General features: G+C 67.0%; 25 protein-coding genes. 10 read left to right on the top strand and 15 right to left on the bottom strand.

Going from position 1 to position 22,082, the window contains the following annotated elements; all coding sequences use genetic code 11:
• Positions 1–36 precede the first annotated feature (36 nt).
• Positions 37–1,275: a threonine synthase gene (locus tag IQ292_RS01060; protein ID WP_203308456.1), complete on the top strand. Its 1,239-nt coding sequence runs from the start codon at positions 37–39 to the stop codon at positions 1,273–1,275.
• Positions 1,276–1,279: 4 nt separating this feature from the next.
• On the opposite strand, the gene IQ292_RS17760 is transcribed toward IQ292_RS01060, so the two are convergent.
• The 3 genes from IQ292_RS17760 to IQ292_RS01045 form a co-directional block, all read right to left on the bottom strand.
• A complete protein-coding gene (locus tag IQ292_RS17760; RefSeq protein WP_210356906.1) occupies positions 1,280–2,023 on the bottom strand; it encodes a methyl-accepting chemotaxis protein in 744 nt (247 codons plus the stop codon).
• Positions 2,024–2,086: 63 nt separating this feature from the next.
• The gene (locus IQ292_RS01050) at positions 2,087–2,545 is read right to left on the bottom strand and encodes a vgr related protein (protein WP_203308454.1); all 459 of its coding nucleotides are present in this window, start codon (positions 2,543–2,545) and stop codon (positions 2,087–2,089) included.
• A gap of 13 nt (positions 2,546–2,558) precedes the next feature.
• A complete protein-coding gene (locus IQ292_RS01045) occupies positions 2,559–3,005 on the bottom strand; it encodes a copper chaperone PCu(A)C (RefSeq protein WP_203308453.1) in 447 nt (148 codons plus the stop codon).
• A gap of 160 nt (positions 3,006–3,165) precedes the next feature.
• Between IQ292_RS01045 and dnaK the strand changes: the two genes are divergently transcribed.
• From dnaK to IQ292_RS01030, 3 genes are all read left to right on the top strand, one after another.
• Entirely contained in the window at positions 3,166–5,073 is a 1,908-nt protein-coding gene (gene dnaK, locus IQ292_RS01040; RefSeq protein WP_203308452.1) for a molecular chaperone DnaK, read from the top strand.
• 115 nt (positions 5,074–5,188) lie between these two features.
• On the top strand, positions 5,189–6,313 hold the full coding sequence (dnaJ, locus tag IQ292_RS01035; protein ID WP_203308451.1) for a molecular chaperone DnaJ: 1,125 nt from the start codon (positions 5,189–5,191) through the stop codon (positions 6,311–6,313).
• 37 nt (positions 6,314–6,350) lie between these two features.
• Positions 6,351–6,800 (top strand): hypothetical protein, encoded by a 450-nt coding sequence (locus tag IQ292_RS01030; protein WP_203308450.1) that lies wholly within the window; start codon positions 6,351–6,353, stop codon positions 6,798–6,800.
• 10 nt (positions 6,801–6,810) lie between these two features.
• Here the strand turns inward: IQ292_RS01030 and IQ292_RS01025 are convergent, their stop codons facing one another.
• Positions 6,811–7,002, bottom strand: a complete 192-nt coding sequence (locus tag IQ292_RS01025) for a hypothetical protein (protein ID WP_203308449.1) — start codon at positions 7,000–7,002, stop codon at positions 6,811–6,813.
• A 171-nt stretch (positions 7,003–7,173) separates the two neighbouring features.
• Here IQ292_RS01025 and IQ292_RS01020 point away from each other — a divergent pair, with 171 nt between their 5' ends.
• Both IQ292_RS01020 and IQ292_RS01015 read left to right on the top strand, forming a co-directional pair.
• On the top strand, positions 7,174–7,689 hold the full coding sequence (locus IQ292_RS01020) for a thioredoxin family protein (RefSeq protein ID WP_203308448.1): 516 nt from the start codon (positions 7,174–7,176) through the stop codon (positions 7,687–7,689).
• A 67-nt stretch (positions 7,690–7,756) separates the two neighbouring features.
• On the top strand, positions 7,757–8,209 hold the full coding sequence (locus IQ292_RS01015) for a TM2 domain-containing protein (protein WP_203308447.1): 453 nt from the start codon (positions 7,757–7,759) through the stop codon (positions 8,207–8,209).
• A gap of 193 nt (positions 8,210–8,402) precedes the next feature.
• On the opposite strand, the gene purB is transcribed toward IQ292_RS01015, so the two are convergent.
• Positions 8,403–9,725 (bottom strand): adenylosuccinate lyase, encoded by a 1,323-nt coding sequence (gene purB / locus IQ292_RS01010; protein WP_203308446.1) that lies wholly within the window; start codon positions 9,723–9,725, stop codon positions 8,403–8,405.
• A 230-nt stretch (positions 9,726–9,955) separates the two neighbouring features.
• Here purB and IQ292_RS01005 point away from each other — a divergent pair, with 230 nt between their 5' ends.
• Positions 9,956–10,504 (top strand): EF-hand domain-containing protein, encoded by a 549-nt coding sequence (locus tag IQ292_RS01005; protein ID WP_238940707.1) that lies wholly within the window; start codon positions 9,956–9,958, stop codon positions 10,502–10,504.
• A gap of 55 nt (positions 10,505–10,559) precedes the next feature.
• Here IQ292_RS01005 and radC read toward each other — a convergent pair whose 3' ends face one another.
• The 6 genes from radC to aroQ all read right to left on the bottom strand — a co-directional run bounded on the left by radC (position 10,560) and on the right by aroQ (position 16,051).
• Positions 10,560–11,243 carry a RadC family protein gene (gene radC, locus IQ292_RS01000; protein ID WP_203308444.1) on the bottom strand — a complete coding sequence of 228 codons (684 nt, stop codon included), beginning with the start codon at positions 11,241–11,243 and terminating at the stop codon, positions 10,560–10,562.
• Positions 11,244–11,456: 213 nt separating this feature from the next.
• On the bottom strand, positions 11,457–12,869 hold the full coding sequence (glnA, locus tag IQ292_RS00995; RefSeq protein ID WP_203308443.1) for a type I glutamate--ammonia ligase: 1,413 nt from the start codon (positions 12,867–12,869) through the stop codon (positions 11,457–11,459).
• A gap of 113 nt (positions 12,870–12,982) precedes the next feature.
• On the bottom strand, positions 12,983–13,321 hold the full coding sequence (locus tag IQ292_RS00990) for a P-II family nitrogen regulator (protein WP_115377572.1): 339 nt from the start codon (positions 13,319–13,321) through the stop codon (positions 12,983–12,985).
• Positions 13,322–13,744: 423 nt separating this feature from the next.
• Positions 13,745–15,094 carry an acetyl-CoA carboxylase biotin carboxylase subunit gene (gene accC / locus IQ292_RS00985; RefSeq protein ID WP_203308442.1) on the bottom strand — a complete coding sequence of 450 codons (1,350 nt, stop codon included), beginning with the start codon at positions 15,092–15,094 and terminating at the stop codon, positions 13,745–13,747.
• Between the two features lie 4 nt (positions 15,095–15,098).
• Positions 15,099–15,590 carry an acetyl-CoA carboxylase biotin carboxyl carrier protein gene (gene accB / locus IQ292_RS00980; protein ID WP_203308441.1) on the bottom strand — a complete coding sequence of 164 codons (492 nt, stop codon included), beginning with the start codon at positions 15,588–15,590 and terminating at the stop codon, positions 15,099–15,101.
• Positions 15,591–15,604: 14 nt separating this feature from the next.
• Positions 15,605–16,051, bottom strand: a complete 447-nt coding sequence (gene aroQ, locus IQ292_RS00975) for a type II 3-dehydroquinate dehydratase (RefSeq protein ID WP_203308440.1) — start codon at positions 16,049–16,051, stop codon at positions 15,605–15,607.
• Between the two features lie 184 nt (positions 16,052–16,235).
• Here aroQ and thiS point away from each other — a divergent pair, with 184 nt between their 5' ends.
• The 3 genes from thiS (at position 16,236) to IQ292_RS00960 (ending at position 17,934) form a co-directional block, all read left to right on the top strand.
• A complete protein-coding gene (gene thiS / locus IQ292_RS00970) occupies positions 16,236–17,243 on the top strand; it encodes a sulfur carrier protein ThiS (protein WP_203308439.1) in 1,008 nt (335 codons plus the stop codon).
• A 144-nt stretch (positions 17,244–17,387) separates the two neighbouring features.
• Positions 17,388–17,570 carry a CsbD family protein gene (locus tag IQ292_RS00965; protein WP_203308438.1) on the top strand — a complete coding sequence of 61 codons (183 nt, stop codon included), beginning with the start codon at positions 17,388–17,390 and terminating at the stop codon, positions 17,568–17,570.
• Positions 17,571–17,661: 91 nt separating this feature from the next.
• Complete coding sequence (locus IQ292_RS00960) at positions 17,662–17,934, top strand: hypothetical protein (RefSeq protein ID WP_238940705.1); 273 nt, start codon at positions 17,662–17,664, stop codon at positions 17,932–17,934.
• An 11-nt stretch (positions 17,935–17,945) separates the two neighbouring features.
• Here the strand turns inward: IQ292_RS00960 and IQ292_RS00955 are convergent, their stop codons facing one another.
• The 4 genes from IQ292_RS00955 to IQ292_RS00940 all read right to left on the bottom strand — a co-directional run bounded on the left by IQ292_RS00955 (position 17,946) and on the right by IQ292_RS00940 (position 22,074).
• On the bottom strand, positions 17,946–19,598 hold the full coding sequence (locus tag IQ292_RS00955) for a thiamine pyrophosphate-binding protein (protein WP_203308437.1): 1,653 nt from the start codon (positions 19,596–19,598) through the stop codon (positions 17,946–17,948).
• 47 nt (positions 19,599–19,645) lie between these two features.
• Positions 19,646–20,020, bottom strand: a complete 375-nt coding sequence (locus IQ292_RS00950; RefSeq protein ID WP_203308436.1) for a hypothetical protein — start codon at positions 20,018–20,020, stop codon at positions 19,646–19,648.
• A gap of 80 nt (positions 20,021–20,100) precedes the next feature.
• Positions 20,101–21,081, bottom strand: a complete 981-nt coding sequence (locus IQ292_RS00945) for a type II secretion system F family protein (RefSeq protein WP_203308435.1) — start codon at positions 21,079–21,081, stop codon at positions 20,101–20,103.
• A gap of 18 nt (positions 21,082–21,099) precedes the next feature.
• Positions 21,100–22,074, bottom strand: coding sequence for a type II secretion system F family protein (locus tag IQ292_RS00940; RefSeq protein WP_203308434.1), 975 nt, complete (start codon positions 22,072–22,074; stop codon positions 21,100–21,102).
• Positions 22,075–22,082: the final 8 nt, after the last annotated feature.

The raw sequence follows: 22,082 nt of genomic DNA, 5'->3' as shown, positions 1-22,082 counted from the left end.
TGGCCAAAATGGACCTAACATGGAGCGGACGCCATCATGACTTTCGGCAGTAACCTTAATCTCAACACCGACCGCCCCACGTTCGTCACGCACCTCGAATGTTCGATGACGGGGGAGCGGTACGAGGCGGACCGGCTGCACGGCCTGTCGCGCGTCGGGCGGCCGCTGCTCGTCCGCTACGATCTCGAGGCGGTGCGCGCGAACCTGCCCAGGCCGATGCTCGCCGCGCGGCCGACCGATCTGTGGCGCTGGCGCGAGCTGCTGCCGGTACGCAGGACGGAGAATATCGTCAGCCTGGGCGAGATCGAGACGCCGCTGATCCCCCTATCGCGCAGCGCCGGCGGCGACACCGTGCTGGTCAAGGACGAGGGGCGCTTGCCCACCGGCAGCTTCAAGGCGCGCGGCCTCGTCATGGCGGTGGCGATGGCGAAGGAACTGGGCGTGCGCACCATCGCGATGCCGACCAACGGCAATGCCGGTGCCGCGCTCGCCGCCTATGCCAGCCGCGTCGGGATCGAGACGATCGTCTTCTGCCCGGAGGACACGCCGGAGGTGAACGTTCGCGAGATCGCGCTGCAGGGCGCGCGCGTCTATCGCGTCAACGGCCTGATCGACGATTGCGGCGCGATCGTCGGCAAGGGCGCGGCGGAAGGGCGGTGGTTCGACCTGTCGACGCTGAAGGAGCCCTATCGGATCGAGGGCAAGAAGACGATGGGGCTCGAGCTCGCCGCGCAGCTCGGCTGGACGCTGCCGGACGCGATCTTCTACCCCACCGGCGGCGGCACCGGCCTGATCGGCATGTGGAAGGCGTTCGACGAGATGGAGGCGCTCGGCTGGATCGGCTCCGAACGGCCGCGCATGTATGCGGTGCAGGCGAGCGGCTGCGCGCCGATCGTCCGCGCCTTCGAGGAAGGTGTGGAACATGCCGAGCGCTGGGAGGATGCGCATACCGTCGCGGCGGGCATCCGCGTGCCGCGCGCGGTCGGCGATTTCCTGATCCTGCGCGCGGTGCGGGCAAGCGGCGGCAAGGCGCTCGGCGTCGGCGATCCGGCGATCCTCAAGGCGGTCGACGATTGCGCGCGGCAGGACGGCCTGCTGCTCTGCCCGGAAGGGGGCGCGACGCTCGCCGCCTATCGCGAGGCGCTGCGGACCGGCGAGGTCGATGCCGAGGAAAAGGTCGTGCTGTTCAACTGCGCCACCGGACTCAAATATCCGATGCCGGAGGCGCCGAACTGGCTCGATCGTCACCAGCCGATCGATTTCGACGCGCTCTGACGCCTCAGGCGGCGGCGTCGCGCTCCGTCGCCGCCAGCAGCACGCCGGCCTGCGCGGCGGCCTCGCGCGTCGCCTGCGCGAGCCGCTTCACCTCCTGCGCGACGACCGCGAAACCGCGCCCGTGTTCGTTGGCGCGTGCCGCCTCGATCGAGGCGTTGAGCGCGAGGAGATTGGTCTGGGTGCTGATCGTCTCGATCGAGGTGACGATCCGCGCCACCTCCTCCATGGTCGCCGACAGATTGCCGCGCAGCGCGCTCTCCTGCGCGTAGCGATGCGCGGCGGCGCCGGCGGCAAAGGCGCGGATGTCGACCATGCCGAACAGATGCAGCGCGTTGCTCAGTTCCGCATAGTCCGCCACGCGCTCGCCCAGCGCCTGCCGCATCATCGCGTCGCGCACCCGGTAGTTCTCGATCAGGCCGTCCAGATAATCGTCCGGGTCGCCGCCGTTGGCGGCATAGCGCCGCCCGCGCGCCTCCATCTCCTGCGCCAGGGCCTCGTCGAACGGCCCGAGAAACTTGGCGCGGGTATAGGCGTGTTCGCGCTGCTCGAGCGCCTCGCGCGACATATCGGGGGGATAGAGCCTGCGCGACAGCGGATCGTGGCAGAAGGCCTTGCACTGATCGAGCAGCGTGCGCTCGAGGAGCGACCAGATTTGCGCCAGCGCGGCGGGGATCGCCGGATCGCGGGTGATCGCGGACAGGCGATTGCGAGTATCAGGCGGAACGCTGGATGGAGACCGTGATGCCATACCGATTTTGACTAAGGTTAAATCGTTAAATGTCTCAAAACGGACGGATCGGGATCGCATCGTTTATCGGAAGGGCAGCAATGTCTCATATTGGGTCAGGGGCGGGGCGCCGGGAATGACCGCGCCGTGGCGCAGCAGGAAGGCGTGCCGCACGATCTCTCCCTGCTGCTCGATGCCGTAGCGGTGCAGCGGCTGGCCGGGCTTCAGCGCATAATCGTACCGGCAGAAGGGGTGCCGGACGAGCGGCAGGAAGATGCCGCGCTGATGCTGCCAGATATGCACCATCTCGTGCACGAACAGACCCTGATCGGTCAGCGCGGCGGCGGCGAAATCGTCGCGATAGGCGGTGCCGGCCGGATGGAAATGGATGCAGCCGCTCGGCGCCATCACCGTGTCGCGCGGCTGGAAGAAGGCCCATTTGCGCCGCGCGATCCGCACCTGCGCATAGTCGATCGAGTCGTGGAAGACGCCGCGCGCCAGGGCGATCTCGCCGGGGGTGAGGGGACGCGCGCTCACGGCCATCGGTCCGCCACCGTCAGAAGGACGGCGCCGGCGCCCCGGCGGCGACGACCACGGCCCGCGCCGCGATGCGCCGGCCGTTCGACAGCGTCGCGCTCAGCGTCACGCGGTCGCCCGGCTTCACCGCCGGGTTGACGCCGAATAGCATCAGGTGCCGGCCGCCCGGCCCGAACACCAGTGGCGCGTTGGCCGGAAGCGTTACCGTCGACAGCGACGTCATCCCGGCCGGTCCGCCGCCGCCCCCGGTGCTTTCGTGCATCTCCGCGCGCAGCGAGACGTCGGAATTGGCGGCGACGATCGTCTGCGCGACGGTACCGCCGTGGAGCGTGAAATAGCCGGCGGCCGGGCGTCCGGGTACCGCCGGCAACCGTACCCAGGCATCGGTCATCGTCAGCGGATCGGGCTTGACGCAACCCGCCAGCGTGGCCGCGATCGCCAGCGGCAGCAGATATCGCACCATCATGTGTCTCCGGACGGGAACCTTCCTGCCGCTCTATGGAATGGCGGTTCTTGCGGCAAGGCGAACCCCACCTATATCGCCCGCCGAGACGGAGAGATTGCGCTGCCGTAACGGGGCGTGTCCTCCAGTGTTTTCGTTTGTGAGGGGCTAGGGTTAAGCACGTATGGCTAAAGTAATCGGGATCGATCTCGGCACCACCAACAGCTGCGTCGCGGTGATGGAGGGCGGCAAGCCCAAGGTGATCGAGAACGCCGAGGGCGCGCGCACCACGCCGTCGATTGTCGCCTTCGCCAAGGACGGCGAGCGTCTGGTCGGCCAGCCGGCGAAGCGTCAGGCGGTGACCAATGGCGACAACACGATCTTCGCGGTGAAGCGCCTGATCGGCCGCCGCTTCGACGATCCGATCACCAAGAAGGACACCGAGCTGGTCCCGTACCACATCGTGCGCGGCGGCAACGGCGACGCATGGGTGCAGGCGGGTGGCAAGGATTATTCCCCGTCGCAGATCAGCGCCTTCACGCTGCAGAAGATGAAGGAAACCGCCGAGAGCTATCTGGGCGAGACGGTGACCCAGGCGGTCATCACCGTGCCGGCCTATTTCAACGACGCGCAGCGCCAGGCGACCAAGGACGCCGGCCAGATCGCGGGCCTCGAGGTGCTGCGCATCATCAACGAGCCGACCGCGGCGGCGCTGGCCTATGGCCTGGAGAAGCAGGACGGCAAGACGATCGCGGTCTACGACTTGGGCGGCGGCACCTTCGACGTCTCGATCCTCGAGATCGGCGACGGCGTGTTCGAGGTGAAGGCGACCAACGGCGACACCTTCCTGGGCGGCGAGGATTTCGACAACAAGCTGGTCGATTACCTGGCGGAGGGCTTCAAGAAGGATGAGGGCATCGACCTCACCAAGGACAAGCTCGCGCTGCAGCGCCTGAAGGAAGCGGCCGAGAAGGCCAAGATCGAGCTGTCGTCCGCGGCCTCGACCGAGGTCAACCTGCCGTTCATCACCGCCGACCAGAACGGGCCGAAGCATCTGGTCAAGACGATCAGCCGCGCCGATCTGGAGCGTCTGGTCGACGGCCTGATCCAGCGCACGATCGAGCCGATGAAGAAGGCGCTCGCCGATGCCGGCGTGAAGACCAGCGACATCAGCGAGGTCGTCCTCGTCGGCGGCATGACGCGCATGCCCAAGGTCCGCGAGGCGGTGAAGACCTTCTTCGGCAAGGACCCGCACACCGGCGTCAACCCGGACGAGGTCGTGGCGATGGGCGCCGCCATCCAGGCGGGCGTGCTGCAGGGCGACGTCAAGGACGTGCTGCTGCTCGACGTGACCCCGCTGTCGCTGGGCATCGAGACGCTGGGCGGCGTGTTCACCCGCATGATCGACCGCAACACGACGATCCCGACCAAGAAGTCGCAGACCTATTCGACCGCGGACGACAACCAGGGCGCGGTGACGATCCGCGTGTTCCAGGGCGAGCGCGAGATGGCGGCGGACAACAAGCTGCTCGGCCAGTTCGACCTCGTCGGCATCCCGCCGGCGCCGCGCGGCGTGCCGCAGATCGAGGTGACGTTCGACATCGACGCCAACGGCATCGTCAACGTTTCCGCGAAGGACAAGGGTACGGGCAAGGAGCAGCAGATCCGCATCCAGGCCTCTGGTGGTCTGTCGGACAGCGACATCGAGCAGATGGTCCGCGACGCCGAGCAGTTCGCCGAAGAGGACAAGAAGCGCCGTGCGGCGGCCGAGGCGAAGAACAACGCCGAAAGCCTGATCCACACCACGGAGCGCCAGCTGGCCGACAATGGCGACAAGGTCGACGAGTCGCTGAAGTCGGAGATTCAGGCGGCGATCGACGAGGCCAAGGCCGCCGTCGAGTCGAACGACGCCGATCGCATGACCGAAAAGGCGCAGTCGCTCGCGCAGGTCGCGATGAAGCTCGGCCAGGCGATCTACGAGAAGCAGCAGCAGGCCGATGCCTCGCCCCAGGGCGGTGCGACGGCCGAGGAGGCGAAGGCGGAAGACGTCGTCGACGCCGAATTCTCGGAAGTCGACGACCACAAGGCGTAAAAGGCGTAAGAAGGCCGGCTCCCGTTTTCCGGTGATCGGTCACGAAAGACCCGCAAACACTGCGACTTTTGTGACCTTTCACCGAGGACGGGAGAGGTTTGCGTAGAGGGCGGGCATGAGCACCACGGTCGACTATTACGAGCTGCTCGAATGCGAGCGCGATGCGGACGGTGCGACGCTCAAGTCCGCCTATCGCAAGCTCGCCATGAAGTACCACCCGGACAAGAATGCCGGGTGCAAGGATTCCGAGGCCAAGTTCAAGGCGGTCAGCGAGGCCTATGAGGTCCTGAAGGACCCGCAGAAGCGCGCGGCCTATGATCGCTACGGCCATGCCGCCTTTCAGAACGGCGGCGGCGGCGGTGGCGGGGCGCAGGATTTCGGCGCCTTCTCCGACATTTTCGAAAGCGTCTTCGGCGAGTTCATGGGCGGCGGGCGCGGCGGCGGCCGCGCGCAGCCCCGGCGCGGCGCCGACCTGCGCTACGACATGGAGATCAGCCTCGAGGAGGCGTTCCATGGCAAGGCGACGGAGATCACCGTCGACGTCTCCGCGCAGTGCGACACCTGCCAGGGCTCCGGCGCCAAGCCGGGGACGCAGGCGACGACCTGCCGCCATTGCGGCGGCCACGGTAAGGTGCGTGCCCAGCAGGGCTTCTTCGTCGTCGAGCGGGCCTGTCCGGTCTGCCAGGGCTCGGGCCAGGTGATCGCCGATCCGTGCGCCGACTGTCGTGGCGACGGCCGGATCGAGCGGACCAAGACGCTGGCGGTGAACGTCCCGCCGGGCGTCGACGAGGGCACGCGCATCCGCCTGACCGGCGAGGGCGAGGCGGGGCCGCGCGGCGCGCCCGCCGGCGACCTGTACATCTTCCTCCACATCAAGCGGCACGCGATCTTCGAGCGCGAAGGCACGACGCTGTTCGCGCGCGCGCCGATCAGCTTCACCACCGCCGCGCTCGGCGGCACGCTGTCGATCCCGGGGCTGGACGGCCGCACGCACGAGGTGAAGATCCCGGCCGGCATCCAGTCGGGCAAGCAGCTGCGCCAGCGCGGCGCGGGCATGCCGGTGTTGCAGGGGCGGGGGCAGGGCGACCTGGTCATCCAGATCGAGGTGGAGACGCCGACCAAGCTATCGACCCGGCAGCGCGAATTGCTCGAGCTGTTCCGAGAGACCGAGACGGGCGACGAATGCCCGGCGAGCCAGGGCTTCTTCGCCAAGTTGAGGAACGTGTTCGCGGGGGAATAGACGTCATCGGGCCTGTGGGCCCTCCGGGGGATGCGACATGCTGGTGATCGCGGCGACGTTCCTGATGGCTTGGGCGGCGATGCTGCTATGGCCGGGGGTCGGCTCTTCCGCGGTATTGCGCGATTGGTTGGTGGTCCGACCCGCCGCGCGGCTGGCGGCGATCCGTCGGGGCGATGTCGCCGTGGCTGTCGTGATCCTTGCCGGCGTCGCTGTCATGACGCTTTGCGAGGATGGTTCGGCCGTTCGGTTGCTCCTCTATGCGGTGCCGGACGCGGCTGTGTGGATGACGTCGATCGAAGTGTCGGCGTGTATCGATGCGGTTGTCACCGTCGCGGTGGCATTGTCGGCATGGCGCGGCGGCGCGCGCGCGATGGGCGGGCGTGTGCGTTTCCACGGGATGCACCGCGCGACACGCGCCCCGCGCCGCACTGCCCGCAGGGCGGCCGCGAACGACGATCGGGACGGTGACCGAAGGCGCGCCGCGTGACGTGGCGCCGTCAGCGGAACAGCGCGACGATCGCCTGGATCACGGTCGCACCGCCGATCGGCGCGATCAGCAGCAACAGCATGTTGATGCCGATGATGGCGGCCAGCGTATCCTGCTGCCGTTTCGACAGCTGGGGCGTCTTGCGGACGGGCTTCGGCTCCCAGCGGGGCGGCGGCGGCTGGTCCCGGAAATCGACGAACATGCGCGTGCTCCTGCTGCCGCACCAACGTCGCGCGCCGGCTCCGGTTCGATCGCGCCGATGCGAATCGCGCCGGGGCCCGCAATCCGCCATTGCGGGCAGGGCAGCAGACCTATCTTGCGTCGGCCGCCGATCCCAGCTCCAATTGCAGGGTCCCTTCTTCGGAGAGCCGTCATGAATCGTTCGCCCGTCGTCTTGTCGCTCGCCGCCGCCGCCGCGCTGATGCTGCCCGCCGCGGCGCCCGTCGCGGCGCCGCGGGTGAATGTCGCCAAGTTCGACGCTTTGCCGCAGCCGCTGCCGCTGCCCTATCACGCCGGCAATGCGAAGGCGGAGATCGCCGCGGCGCGCGCACGCGCGATCAAGGCGCACAAGCGGCTGCTGATCGATCTGGGCGGCAATTGGTGCCTCGACTGCCGCCTGCTCGCGGGCGTGATGGACCTGCCGCAGATGAAGCCGTTCGTCGCGAAACATTTCGAGGTGGTGACGGTCGACGTCGGCCGCTTCGACCAGAATCTCGACATTCCCGAAAGCTACGGCATCAAGGGGCGTCTCGCCGGCGTGCCGGCCGTGCTCATCGTCGACCCGAAGACCAACCGCCTCGTCAACGCCGGCCGCGAGACCGCGCTCGCCGATGCGCGCAGCCTGACGCCCCAGGCGCTGGCCGACTGGATCGCGGGCTGGGTGGGGTAAGGCGCCTGCCCCCTTGCGGCCGCGCGTAAATGCCGCATCATCGCGTCGATAGCGAATGTGAGCATCTATGCGGGGCAAGGTACTGGGCGTCGACGTCAGGACGGGGGAGGGCCTCGTCGCCGGGGACGACGGGCGGCGCTATCGCTTCGCCCAGACCGACTGGGCGACGCGCGGCGAACCGGCGGTGGGCATGGCGGTGGACTTCGAAGCCGCCGATGACCGGGCGCTGAGCGTCTTTCCCATGCCGGGCGAACGCGGCGCTGTGACGCTGCCGCCCAAGCCCGAGGCGCCCGTCACCGACCGTAACAAGCTGGTCGCCGCCCTGCTCGCCTTCTTCCTCGGCACGCTCGGCATCCACCGTTTCTATCTGGGTCGGACCGGCAGCGGTGTGGTCATGCTGATCCTGTCGATCACGATCGTCGGACTGTTCGTGACGGGCATCTGGGCGCTGGTCGACACGATCCGCTATCTGATCATGTCCGACCGTGAATTCGCCGCACGCTACCCGCGCACCACCTGAACGCGACGCCGGGACGGCGGGCGCGCCCCGGCGGACGGCCGGGGCGTCGGGGTCGGTTAGTGTGCGATCCAGCAAAGCTGGATCGGCGCGGTACCGGCCCTCACCCCCACCCGGCCGCCCATCGAGGATACGCTGTGTGGGCGGCCGGGTGGGGGTGAGGGCCGGTACCGCTTCCACGCAGGTGGATCAAACTCTAGTCCGCGCGCTTCGGAAAGACGCGGTCGAAGATCGTATCGACATGGCGCAGGTGATAGTCGAGGTCGAAGCGCGACTCGATCTCCGCCGGCGACAGCGCCGCCGTCACCTCGGCATCGGCCTTGAGCAGGTCGAGCAGCGACAGCGCGCCGTCGCTTTCCCACACCTTCATCGCGTTGCGCTGGACCAGCCGATAGGCGTCCTCGCGGCTGACGCCGGCCTGCGTCAGCGCCAGCAGCACGCGCTGCGAATGCACCAGGCCACCCATCCGGTCGAGGTTCTTCTGCATCCGCGCCGGATAGACGAGCAGCTTGTCGACCACGCCGGTCAGCCGCGCCAGCGCGAAGTCCAGCGTGATCGTCGCATCCGGCCCGATGTAGCGCTCGACCGACGAATGACTGATGTCGCGCTCGTGCCACAGCGCGACATTCTCCAGCGCCGGCGTGACATAGCCGCGCACCATCCTCGCGAGGCCGGTCAGGTTCTCGGTAAGCACCGGGTTGCGCTTGTGCGGCATGGCGGACGAGCCCTTCTGGCCGGGGCTGAAATATTCCTCCGCCTCCAGCACCTCGGTCCGCTGCAGGTGGCGGACCTCGGTGGCCAGCCGCTCGATCGACGAGGCGATGACGCCCAGCGTCGCGAAGAACATCGCATGGCGATCGCGGGGGATGACCTGGGTCGAGACGGGTTCGATCGCCAGGCCCAGCTTCTGGGCGACATGCGCCTCGACGCGCGGGTCGATGTTGGCGAAGGTGCCGACCGCACCGGAGATGGCGCAGGTCGCGATATCCGCCCGCGCGGCGATCAGCCGGGTCCGGCATCGATCGAATTCCGCATAGGCCTGCGCCAGCTTGAGGCCGAAGGTGACGGGTTCGGCGTGGATGCCGTGGCTGCGTCCGATCGTCGGCGTCAGCTTGTGCTCCCGCGCACGCCGCTCCAGTACCGCGAGCAGTCCGTCAAGATCGGCGATCAATATGTCCGCCGCACGCGCCAGCTGCACCGCCAGCGTCGTGTCGAGCACGTCGGACGAGGTCATGCCCTGGTGCATGAAGCGCGCCTGCTCTCCGACATGTTCGGCGACCCAGGTCAGGAAGGCGATGACGTCGTGCTTGGTCACCGCCTCAATCGCGTCGATCGCGGCGACGTCGATGACCGGATCGGTCCGCCACCACGCCCACAGCGCATCGGCGGCCTCCTGCGGCACGACGCCCAGTTGGGCGAGCGCGTCGGTGGCGTGCGCCTCGATCTCGAACCAGATGCGGTAGCGCGCCTCCGGCGTCCAGATGGCGGTCATGTCGGGGCGGGAATAGCGGGGGACCATGGGGTTCCTTCGTCCTGTCGGGGGCACGGCTCGCCGCGTCGGTTTCGTCGCGACTCGTGGTTTCCTGCGGCGCGTTAGCAAAGTGGTCGCGCGGCGACAAACGGTCCGGTGCGGAACCGTTGAAAGCCCGTACCTGTTTACCCATATGAAATAGATGCCACGGTGGCCTAAGATCATCGTGCGTAACGTTTCGAACGACGATGGGAGACAAGCAGATGTTGAAATATGCTTTGCTCGCCGGCGCGATGACGATTGCTGCACCGGCACTTGCGCAGACGACGGCAAATCAGCCGCAGACGCAGCCCGGTCGTACCGCGATCACGCCAACCGATCCGGCGACTGTCAAGGATCAGAGTGCCACGACGCAGTCCTCGCCAGCAGCACAGCCGGCAGATGCGGCTGCGCCGGCAGAACAGGCTGCACCGCAAACCGCGCAGGCGACGTCGGCAGACGCGGCCGCGACCCCGTCGGGGAATGCGGATGCGACGGCCGCCGCCCAGCAACCCGCCGCGCAACCCGCCAGCGGTCCGGCCCAAGTCGCCAGCATCGTCGACACCGAGTTCCCGTCCTACGATGCGAACAAGGACGGACAGCTGACGCGGGCGGAATTCGACAGTTGGATGCTCAAGCTCAAGGAAAAGAGCGATCCCACCGCATCGGCCGATAGCGCCGCGACTAAAAAGTGGCTGGGCGCCGCCTTCACCCAGGCGGACAAGGATCGGAACAAGGAGATCAGCAAGGCCGAGCTGCTCGGGTTCCTGACCCAGGGTAAGTCCTGATCTTTCGGGAATGATCGATCGAGGGCCGCCGGAGCGATCCGGCGGCCCGCTCGCATCAGATCAGCCCCTGCGCGCGCAGGCTGACATGGCCGTGCAGCCCGATGATCAGGTGGTCATGGACAGCGATGTGCAGTCGTTTGCCCGCGTCGGCGATCGCCCGGGTGATCTCGATATCCGCGCGGCTGGGGGAGGGATCGCCCGACGGGTGGTTATGGACGAGGATGACCGCCGCCGATCCGAAGTCGATGGCGCGCCGGATCACCTGGCGCACATAGACGGCGGTTTCGTCGATCGACCCCTCGCTCATCACCTCGTCGCGGATGAGCATGTTGCGCGTGTTGAGGTGAAGGACGCGGAAGCGTTCGATCGTGTGATGCGCCATGTCGGCACGCAGATAGTCGAGCAGCGCCTGCCAGTTGCCTAGGACGGGGCGCTCCGCGACGTCTGCCTGGAGCAGCCGGAGGGCGGCGGCATGGGCGATCTTGATCGCCGCCGCGCTGGTTTCGCCCATGCCGGGTACGCGTGCGATCGCCTCCGCATCGGCGGTGAGCAGGCCGCCGATGCCGCCGAATTCGCGCAACAGCGCCTTGGCGAGCGGCTTGGTGTCCCGGCGCGGAATCGCGAGTGCAAGGAGGTATTCGATAAGTTCGTGGTCGAGCAGGGCCTCGCCACCATGTCCGAGCAACCGGCGACGCAGCCGCGCGCGATGTCCCACAGTGTCGTCGGGGCTTTCGGCCATCGGGAGAGGCTAGCGTTCGGATCCCCGGGGGGAAAGGGGCAAGGCAGGGCCGCCGCACAGGATGCGGCGGCGCGGGACCGGAGGGGCTGACCCAGAGTGCCGATGCGACGGGGCAAGGGATGGAAAGAGAAGGGCGTCCGGATCGCTCCGGACGCCCGCCCTCTTTTGGCTTGTCGCCGTCACAGGCCGTCGGCGAACCGCCGGCCCGCTCGATCAGGCGCTGTAGTACATGTCGTATTCGACCGGCGACGGAGTCATCTCCCAACGCGCGACCTCTTCCCACTTCAGCTCGATATAGGCTTCGATCTGCTCCTTCGAGAAGACGTCGCCCTTGAGCAGGAAGTCATGGTCCGCGGAGAGCGACTCAAGCGCCTCCCGCAGCGACGCGCATACGGTCGGCACCTGCGAAAGCTCCGCCGGCGGCAGGTCGTACAGGTTCTTGTCCATCGCCTCGCCGGGATGGATCTTGTTCTGGATGCCGTCGAGGCCCGCCATCATCAGCGCCGCATAGGCGAGATAGGGGTTGGCCATCGCATCGGGGAAGCGCACTTCGACGCGCTTCGACTTGGCGCCCGTGCCGTACGGAATGCGGCACGACGCCGACCGGTTGCGCGACGAATAGGCGAGCAGCACCGGCGCCTCATAGCCCGGCACCAGCCGCTTGTAGCTGTTGGTGGTCGGGTTGGTGAAGGCGTTCACCGCCTTGGCATGCTTGATGATGCCGCCGATGAAATAGAGGCAGGTATCCGACAGGCCGGCATAGCCGTTGCCCGCGAACAGCGGCTCCTTGCCCTGCCAGATCGAGAAGTGGGTGTGCATGCCGGAGCCGTTATCTTCCTTGATCGGCTTGGGCATGAAGGTCGCCGACTTGCCATAGGCATGTGCGACCTGGTGCACGACATACTTGTAGATCTGCATGCGGTCGGCGGTGGTGGTCAGCGTGCCGAAGGTGAGGCCAAGCTCGTGCTGTGCCGCCGCCACCTCGTGGTGGTGCTTGTCGCAGGGCAGGCCCATCTCGAGCATCGTCGAGACCATCTCGCCGCGGATGTCGACGGCCGAGTCGACCGGCGCGACGGGGAAATAGCCGCCCTTCGCGCGCGGACGGTGGCCGAGGTTGCCGCCCTCATAGTCGCGACCCGTGTTGGTCGGCAGCTCGATGTCGTCGATCTTGAAGTACGAGCCGGCATAGTTCGTGTCGAACTGCACGTTGTCGAACATGAAGAATTCGGCTTCCGGACCGACGTAGACGGTGTCGCCGATGCCGGTGGTCTTAAGATAGGCCTCGGCCCGCTTCGCGGTCGAGCGGGGGTCGCGTGCGTAGAGTTCGCCGGTCGACGGCTCGACGACGTCGCAGAACACGATCAGCATCGGCGTGGCCGAGAAGGGATCGGTGTAGACCGCGTCGAGATCCGGCTTCAGGATCATGTCCGACTCGTTGATCGCCTTCCACCCCGCGATCGACGAACCGTCGAACATCAGCCCGTCGGTCAGCTCGTCCTCGCCCAGGATCGAGGCGACCATGGTGAGGTGCTGCCACTTGCCCTTGGGGTCGGTGAAGCGGAGATCGATCCACTCGATCTCCTCGTCCTTGATCTTGTTCAGGATGTCGCTGGCAGTCGTCGCCATGGTAAGCCCCTTGCTCTCGAAAAGGTCGGCCGGAACTGGCCGGTACGGGTCGGTGCGGTGCGATTGAACGCCTTATGCTGCACCGCGTCAAATGACGTAGATGTCAGATTGCGTCAGATCGCTGCTTCATCGCGTTCGCCGGTGCGAATGCGCAGCGCCGTTTCGACCGGGATGACGAAGATCTTGCCGTCGCCGATGCGGCCGGTCTGCGCCGCGGCGGCGATCGCCTCGACGACGCGCTCGGTCAGGGCGTCGTCGACGACGACCTCCAGCTTAACCTTGGGTAGGAAGTCGACGACATATTCGGCGCCGCGATACAATTCGGTATGGCCCTTCTGCCGTCCGAATCCCTTCGCCTCGGTCACCGTGATGCCGCTCACGCCGATCTCGTGCAGCGCTTCCTTCACCTCATCCAGCTTGAACGGCTTGATGATGGCTTCGACCTTCTTCACCGCGAAAATGCCCTTCATGATGCCGCTTCGCCCGGGCGGGCGACCGGTGCCGATTGTGCCAGCAGCGGACACTTCCAACAACGGGGATTCTGGGATTTATGATGCCTGTTTGCGCGGCAGCCGATCGTGATCTGCCCGGTTTTTGCGCACGTGTGTCCGTCGGACCGGCAAGAGCCTGCATCGATCCGTGATGCTGGATGCATCGCTGAGACTGGCGACGGTCGTCGGTCGATTGCGACGCTGCGGGCGAGCGACAGCGCATTACGCGTCATCCAGCAGCGGGAAAGGGGGAATCCTGGCAACAGGATCGATCAGGAGCCGGCCGATGCCGTCAGCGTTTCACCCTGAACCGGACCAGCCTTTGCGCAAAAAGGGGGGCGGCCTTACGGCCCCCCCCCGATGCAATCATGCCGTCGGTGACGGTCAGTCCTGGCGCGCGAGCCACTCCTCGAGCCACTTGATCGTATAGTCGCCCTGCTGGAATTCCGGATCGTCGAGCAGGGCTTGGTGCAGCGGAATGGTCGTCTTCATCCCGTCGATCACGAACTCCTCCAGCGCGCGGCGCAGACGGCGCAGCGCGCCCTCGCGGGTCGTCCCGTAGACGATCAGCTTGGCGATCATCGAATCGTAATAGGGGGGGACCTTGTAACCCGCGTAGAGGCCCGAATCGACGCGCACGTGCATGCCGCCCGGTGCATGATATTGCTTCACCAGGCCCGGCGAGGGCGTGAAACTGCGCGGGTCCTCGGCGTTGATGCGGCATTCGATCGCATGGCCGCGGAACTGCACGTCCTCCTGCCGCAACGTCAGCGGATGCCCTTCGGCGACGCGAATCTGCTCGCGGACGAGATCGAGACCGGTGATCATCTCCGTCACGGGATGTTCAACCTGCAGGCGGGTGTTCATCTCGATGAAGTAGAATTCGCCGTCTTCCCACAGGAATTCGATCGTGCCCGCACCGCGATAGCCCATGTCAGCCATCGCCTTGGCGACGATGCCGCCCATGCGCGCGCGCTCTTCCGCGGAAATGACAGGCGAGGGCGCCTCTTCGAGCACCTTCTGGTGGCGGCGCTGAAGCGAACAGTCGCGCTCGCCGAGATGGATGGCATTGCCGTTGCCGTCGCCGAACACCTGAAATTCGATGTGCCGGGGATTGCCCAGGTACTTCTCGAGATAGACGGTGGCGTCGCCGAACGCGGCCTTCGCCTCCGTCCCCGCCTGCTGCATCAGCGTCTCCAGCTGATCCTCGGACTGGCAGACCTTCATGCCGCGGCCGCCGCCGCCCGACGCCGCCTTGATGATCACGGGATAGCCGGCGCGCGCCGCGATGGCCTTTGCCTCGGCCAGATCGCTGATCGGACCATCCGATCCCGGCACCAGCGGCAGGCCGAGCGCGCCCGCGGTGCGCTTTGCCTCGATCTTGTCGCCCATGGTGCGGATATGTTCGGGCTTGGGGCCGACGAAGAGCAGGTTGTGAAGCTCGACGATCTCGGCGAACCGGGCGTTTTCCGACAGGAAGCCATAGCCCGGGTGGATCGCATCCGCACCGGAAATCTCGGCGGCCGAGATGATGTTCGGGATGTTGAGGTAGCTGTCCGCCGCCGCCGGCGGCCCGATGCAGATCGCCTCGTCCGCCAGGCGTACGTGCATGGCATCGGCATCGGCGGTCGAATGTACCGCGACGGTGCGGATGCCCATCTCGCGGCAGGCGCGGTGGATGCGCAGTGCGATCTCGCCGCGATTGGCGATCAGCAGCTTTTTGATCGGACGCATGACCTTACTCGACCACCACCAGGGGCTGGTCGAACTCGATCGGCTGGCCATTTTCCACCAGGATCGCCTTCACAGTGCCGGCGGAGGTGGCAGTGATAGGGTTCATCACCTTCATCGCCTCGACGATCAGCAGCGTGTCGCCGGCCGACACGGTCTGGCCGACGCTGATGAACGGCTTCGCGCCTGGTTCGGCGGCAAGATAGGCGGTGCCGACCATCGGCGACTTGACCGCGTTCGCCGACACTGTGGGGGCCGAAGCGCCCGCTTCCGCGGCCACGGGGGCGGCAGGCGCGGGGGCGGCAGCCGGAGCCGGCGCATAATGAACCGCAGGCGCGGCGGCGGCGGCCTTGCGCGCGACGCGGATCTTGCGATCGCCCTCTTCGACCTCGATCTCGGTCAGGTGCGTGGCGTCGAGCAATTCGGCGAGCTGCCGCACGAGGTTGACGTCGACCTGCATATTGCCCCCCTGGGCGCTGTTCTGGCTATTATCAGTCATGGCGGAGCCTCCTGTCAGAACCGCGCGGCGGCTTCAAGCGCGAGCATGTAGCTCAACGCACCGAATCCCGCGATGCTTCCCTTTGCGGCGCGCCCCACGAAACTGTTGTGGCGAAAGGCTTCGCGCGCATGCGGATTGGACAGATGCACCTCGATCACCGGGGTCGTCACGCTCTTGATGGCGTCGTGGATCGCGACCGACGTGTGGGTGAACCCGCCCGCATTGAGCAGCACCGCTTTGGCCCGTACCGCCTGCGCCTCGTGCAGCCAATCCACCAGATGGCCCTCGTGGTTCGACTGCCGCATGTCGATCGCGAGCCCGAGTTCGCGGGCGCGATCCTCCAGCTGCCCGGCGATGTCGTCGAGCGTGTCATGGCCATAGATCTCCGGCTCCCGCAGCCCCAGCAGGTTCAGGTTCGGGCCGTTGAGAACGAAGATCGTCGCGGGGACGGTGTCGGACATGTCCGCTCCTTGGGTTGCGGCACCCGGAAGCCGGGCCTAGATCGAGCGCGTTCTCCTAGCCCGATCGCCCCTCGCTTGTCGAAGGGCAGTTCTTCCCGCGCCGAACGGGCGGCGCCGGAAGGGCAGGGCTTCGACAGGCTCAGCCCGAATGGAAAGGGTGGGGCTGCGCCCCGCATAGCGACTCATGGCCCATACCGACGGCACCGTCTCCATCACCGTCAACGGCGAGCACAAGCGCGTCGCCGCCGGCCTGTCCCTCGCGCAGCTCGCGTCCGAGCTGGGACTCGTGCCGGAAAAGGTCGCGGTCGAGCGTAATCTGGAAGTCGTGCCGCGCTCGACGCTCGCCGATGTCACCGTGGAGGACGGGGACGACATCGAAATCGTGCATTTCGTCGGCGGCGGCGATCACGCGCGGGCGGTCGATACCGACAGCTGGACCGTGGCGGGCCGCACGTTCCGCTCGCGGCTGATCGTCGGTACCGGCAAGTACAAGGACTTCGCCCAGAATGCCGCGGCACTCGAGGCGTCGGGGGCGGAAATCGTCACCGTCGCGGTGCGCCGCGTCAACGTCAGCGATCCGAAGGCGCCGATGCTGACCGACTATATCGATCCCAAGAAGGTCACCTACCTGCCGAACACCGCGGGCTGCTTCACCGCGGAGGAAGCGATCCGCACGTTGCGGCTGGCGCGCGAGGCGGGCGGATGGGACCTCGTCAAGCTGGAGGTTCTGGGCGAGGCCAAGACGCTCTATCCCGACATGCGCGAGACGCTGAAGGCCACCGAGGTATTGGCGCGCGAGGGGTTCAAGCCGATGGTCTATAGCGTCGACGATCCGATCGCGGCCAAGCAGCTCGAAGAGGCGGGGGCGGTCGCGATCATGCCGCTCGGCGCGCCGATCGGCTCCGGGCTGGGGATCCAGAACCGCGTGACCATCCGGCTGATCGTCGAGGGCGCGAAGGTGCCTGTCCTGGTCGACGCGGGCGTGGGCACCGCCTCCGATGCCGCGGTGGCGATGGAGCTCGGCTGCGACGGCGTGCTGATGAACACGGCGATCGCCGAGGCGAAGGACCCGGTGATGATGGCGGCCGCGATGAAGTCCGCGATCGAGGCGGGGCGGTTGAGCTATCGTGCGGGACGCATGGGACAACGCCGCTACGCCGATCCCTCGAGTCCGCTGGCCGGGCTGATCTAAGTGCCCGTCTAAGTGCCCGCCGCTCGTCGCAAAAACTGTGCCCGTTACGGATTTGTCACGGAACCGGCGCGAGCCACGGCCCGTTATTGCTGACGTGGATCAAGCGGCCCGAAAGGCGGGTCGCACGAAGCGCAGGAGGCCGGAATGGGCGAGCTGACCGACAAGATCAAGGGCAATGTCAACGAGGCGATCGGCAAGGCGAAGGAAGCGATCGGCAACCACACCGACAATGCCGATCTGGCCGCCGAGGGCAAGGCGCAGCAGCTGGAAGGCAAGGGCGAGCAGGCCAAGGGCAAGGTCAAGGGCGCGCTCGGCGACGACATCTGATCGGCGCCTAGACAGAATGACAGGGTCGTTCCGCTCCGGCGGGGCGGCCCTTTTCGTTGATCGAACAGGGGAAGAATTCATGAGGAAGACGATGATCGCCGCGCTGCTGGGTAGCATGGCGCTTTCGCTCGCCGCATGCGGCGGCAAGGGCGACGACAAGCTCGGCCATGATGTCGAGAAGGCCTATGACAATCGCGCCGACGCGATGGAACAGGCTGCCGACAACATGAAGGATCAGGCCGACCAGATCCGCAAGAGCGGCAAACAGCAGGCGGACGCAATCGATGACGCCGATGTCAACGCACAGGCGATGACCGACGAGCAGAAGGCGGCGTTGATCAACGGAACCGAGAAACTGCGCTGACCGAAGCGTGATCAGCCGGCGCGGCCAGCGACTTGCGTTAGCGTCGTGCCGGCGGTGATCGCCTCGACATCCGTTTTCAGATGCAGCAGCCGAACACCCCGGACGCGCTGCGCGCGTTCAAGCGCGGGGGCGAAGTCTTCGGTGCGTTGCACGGTTTCCGACCAGCAGCCGTACGCGCGCGCCAGCGCGGCGAAATCCGGATTGGCGAGACGGGTCGCGGAGGCGCGGCCGGGAAACTCCCGCTCCTGATGCATGCGGATCGTTCCATAGGCGCCGTTGTCGACCACGAGCACCAGCATCTGCGCGTCGTGCTGAACCGCGGTCGCCAGCTCCTGTCCGTTCATCAGGAAACAGCCATCGCCGGCAAGCGCGACGACGGTGCGCCCCGGGTGACGCAGCGCCGCGGCGACTGCCGCGGGGACGCCATAGCCCATCGCGCCCGCCGTCGGCGCGAGTTGCGTCCCCGGCCCCGCATAGGGCCAGTAGCGATGCCACCAGCCGCTGTAATTGCCTGCGCCGTTGCATAGGATCGTATCGGCGGGCAGCAGGTCGCGCATCGCCGCGACGCAGGGGCCGAGATCCATGATCAGATCGCGGGGCCGTGGCGTCGACCAGTCGCGCCATTCGTCATGGGCTCGCCCGCCCGCATCGCGCGCTGGCAGCGCGACGGCGAGCAACGCCTGCGCGAATTCCGCCATGCCCGCGCAGATCGCGATATCTGTACGATAGGTGCGGTCCAACTCCTCCGGGTCGGGGTGAACGTGCACCAGGCGTTGTCCCGGATGGTCGGGGGTCACCAGCGTATAACCGTCGGTCGTCGCCTCGCCCAATCTCGGGCCCACGACCAACAGCAGATCCGCCGCGCGGACACGCTCGACAAGCCGCGGATTGGGACCATAGCCCAGATTGCCCGCCCAGGCGGGCGACGTGTTGGGAATTGCGTCCTGCCGGCGGAAGGCGGCGGCGACGGGAATACCGACACGTTCGGCCCAGTCGACGAAATCGCGCGCCGCATCCTGGTCCCAGCCCGCGCCGCCGACGATCGCGACCGGTCGCTCCGCCGAGGCCAGCGCTTCCGCCACGCGCTGAATCTGTGCCGGATCGCAGGTCTGTTTAATGCGCGCAACGCGAGGCCGGTCGACGGCGTCGACACGGTCGAGCAGCATGTCTTCGGGCAGGGCGAGGACGACGGGACCGGGCCGCCCGCTCATGGCGACGGCATAAGCGCGCGCGACATATTCGGGAATGCGCCGCGCGTCGTCGATCCGCGCCGCCCATTTGGCGAGCGGGCCGAACATCGCGGCGAAGTCGATCTCCTGAAAAGCCTCGCGATCCCGCGTCGCGCGGTCGACGTCGCCGATGAACAGGATCATCGGCTGCGAATCCTGCATGGCGACATGGACGCCGATCGACGCGTTCGTCGCACCCGGGCCGCGGGTCACGAAGGCGATGCCGGGGCGGCGGGTCAGCGTCCCGTCGGCACAGGCCATGAACGCCGCGCCGCCCTCCTGCCGGCAGACCACCGTTTCGATCGCCGGCGTGTCGTGCAAGGCGTCCAGAACCGCCAGGAAGCTCTCGCCCGGCACGGTGAAAATCCGCTCGCAGCCCTGCGCGAGCAATTGGTCGACCAGAATCCGGCCTCCGGTGCGCGTTCCACTCTCCATCGCTCGTCCTTGGCGACTTTGCGCCGCCAAGTCGAGACGGCGGTCGCTCAGCGGAAGTCGAACCAGCCGCGCGGCCTGCCGTCGGTGAACGCCGGGCGCGCGCTACGCGCGGCGACCGGGGCACGGCCGTTGAGGCGTTCGGTCAGCGTCGGCCGGGCGACGGCGGGATCGACGACAGGGGTGGCTGCCACCGGCGTCGCATTGGCGAGGCGTTCGTTTTCGCGCTCGAGTTCGGCGGTGCGCCGATTGGCCTCGGCCAGCCGCGTTTCGCCGTCGCGGCGATGCGCCGCATGCGCCTCGCGTTCGGCCGCATAGCGTTCCTTCCACTTGCGGCCGCCAGGATGGCTGGCGAGACCGAACAGCCAGCCGGCGATCAGCGCAAGGGCCAGCGCGGCGAACTGCGTCGGGGTGGTGAAGAGCATCGTCGGACTCCCTGTTACGGGAGCACAACGACGCTGGGCGGCGATGGTTCAGCGCCGTGCGTCGCCGCCTCGCAACCGGATCAGAACGCGTCGCTGATCGAACAGGCTGCCGGACCCAGGATGACGACGAACAGCGTCGGCAGGATGAACAGGATCAGCGGCACCGTCATGATCGCAGGCAGGCGCGCGGCCTTTTCCTCGGCGCGCATCATGCGCTCGTTACGGAACTCGCCCGACAGGACGCGTAGCGCGGAGGCGAGCGGCGTGCCGTATTTCTCCGTCTGGATCATGGTCGTGACGACGCCCTTGATCGCATCGAGATCGACCCGCGTCGCCAGATTCTCGAACGCCTGGCGGCGTTCGGTGAGAAAGCCCAGTTCGATGGCGGTCAGCGTGAACTCGTCGCCCAGTTCGGGATAGGCGCGGCCAAGTTCCTTCGCCACGCGGTGGAAGGCCGCATCGACGGTCAGGCCCGCCTCCGCGCAGATCACCAGAAGGTCGAGCGCGTCCGGCAACCCCTTGCGGATCGCGTGGCTGCGCTTGGTGATCTTGTTCTTGAGGTAGATATCCGGCGCCTTGTACGACAGCACGAAGGCCATCGCGACGATGCCGTAGCGCTGCAGCGCGGAATAGTCGGCGAACGTGTCGGTGCCGTAGACGAAGAAGGTCGCGAGGCCGCCGATGACGATCGGCAGGGCGAGGCGGCCGAAGATGACCGCGACCGCCCAGTCCTTCGACCGGATGCCGGCCTGCATCAGCTTAACCTGCGCGATTTTGACCTGGCTGTCCTGCAAGACCTTCAGCGACGACAGGATGCTGCGCATCCGGTCGGCCGTATCGTTGCGCTGGACCAGTTTCGCGCGGCGTTTCGTCGAGGCGGTGATACCTGCCTTCAGCTGTTCGCGCCGGTCGTTGAGCGCCTTGACGCGCTTGGACATCGGATCGCTGACGGTCGTCACCGCGTAGATCGCGATCATCACCGCGAACGCGGCGACGCCGGAGAGGATCGTCGCGACCCAAAGGACGTCGACGCCGAGGAGGGTGGGGCCGGTTGCCTGCATGTTGCCTGTCCTTGCCCGTCAGATCTCGAAGCTGACCATCTTGGCCATGATGAAGGCGCCGATGCTCATCCACAGCAGTCCGCCGAGGCCGGCGACCATCAGGCGCTGGTCGACGAAGAAGTTCTGCATGTAGCTGGCGTTGATCATCCAGATCATACCGAACACGATGAACGGCAGCGACCCGACGATATAGGCCGATGCCTTCGACTCGGACGACATCGCCCTGATCTTGAGCTTCATCTGGCCGCGCTGGCGCAGCACCGTGGCGAGGTTCGCCAGCGTCTCGGCAAGGTTGCCGCCGGTTTCGCGCTGGATCGCGATGGTGATGACGAAGAACTGGAATTCGGGCGTGCCCAGCCGGTCGGCGGTGTCCTGCAACGCCGCATCCATGGATTTGCCGATCTTCATCTTGTCGGATACCATCCGGAATTCCTCGCCGACGGGGCCCTCGACCTCGTTGCCGACGACCGCCATCGTCTCGCTGACGGGTAGACCGGATCGCAGACCGCGCACGAGCAGTTCGATCGCGTCCGGAAACTTCGCGGTGAACTTCGCGATACGCCGCTTGATGAAATAGCCGACGATGTAATGCGGCAGGCCGGCGCCGACGAAGAGCGCGAGGAACATCGCAAGCAGGATCGGCGCGCCCTTCAGCCACAGCAACGCCGCGACGAGCGCGAACAGGCCGGCGCTCGCCATGCCATATTGCCCGACGGTCCAGTCCTTGCCCGTCATCGCCAGCCGCTTGGCCAGCTGCGCCGGGTTGGGCAGCAGCTTGCCGAAGGCGACGTCCGTCCTGGTCTGCGCCCGTCCCGCGGTGATGCGGCGCATCTGCGCCTCGGCGACCGCATCCGCCTCGCCGTGCCGGCCGCGGACGGCCGCGATCCGCCGCGCCTGCGAGCGTTGCGGCGACGGCCCCGCGAGGGCGAACGCCACGAGGCCCAGCGCCAGCGTGGCACCGATCGCGAGCAGGAAAAGGGGCAGCGTATCCATGACGTTCG

Source organism: Sphingomonas beigongshangi (genome assembly GCF_016820445.1).
GTDB lineage: Bacteria > Pseudomonadota > Alphaproteobacteria > Sphingomonadales > Sphingomonadaceae > Sphingomonas > Sphingomonas beigongshangi.
The sequence above is the reverse complement of the archived record's forward strand: the minus strand, read 5'-3'. Positions and strand labels throughout refer to the sequence as shown.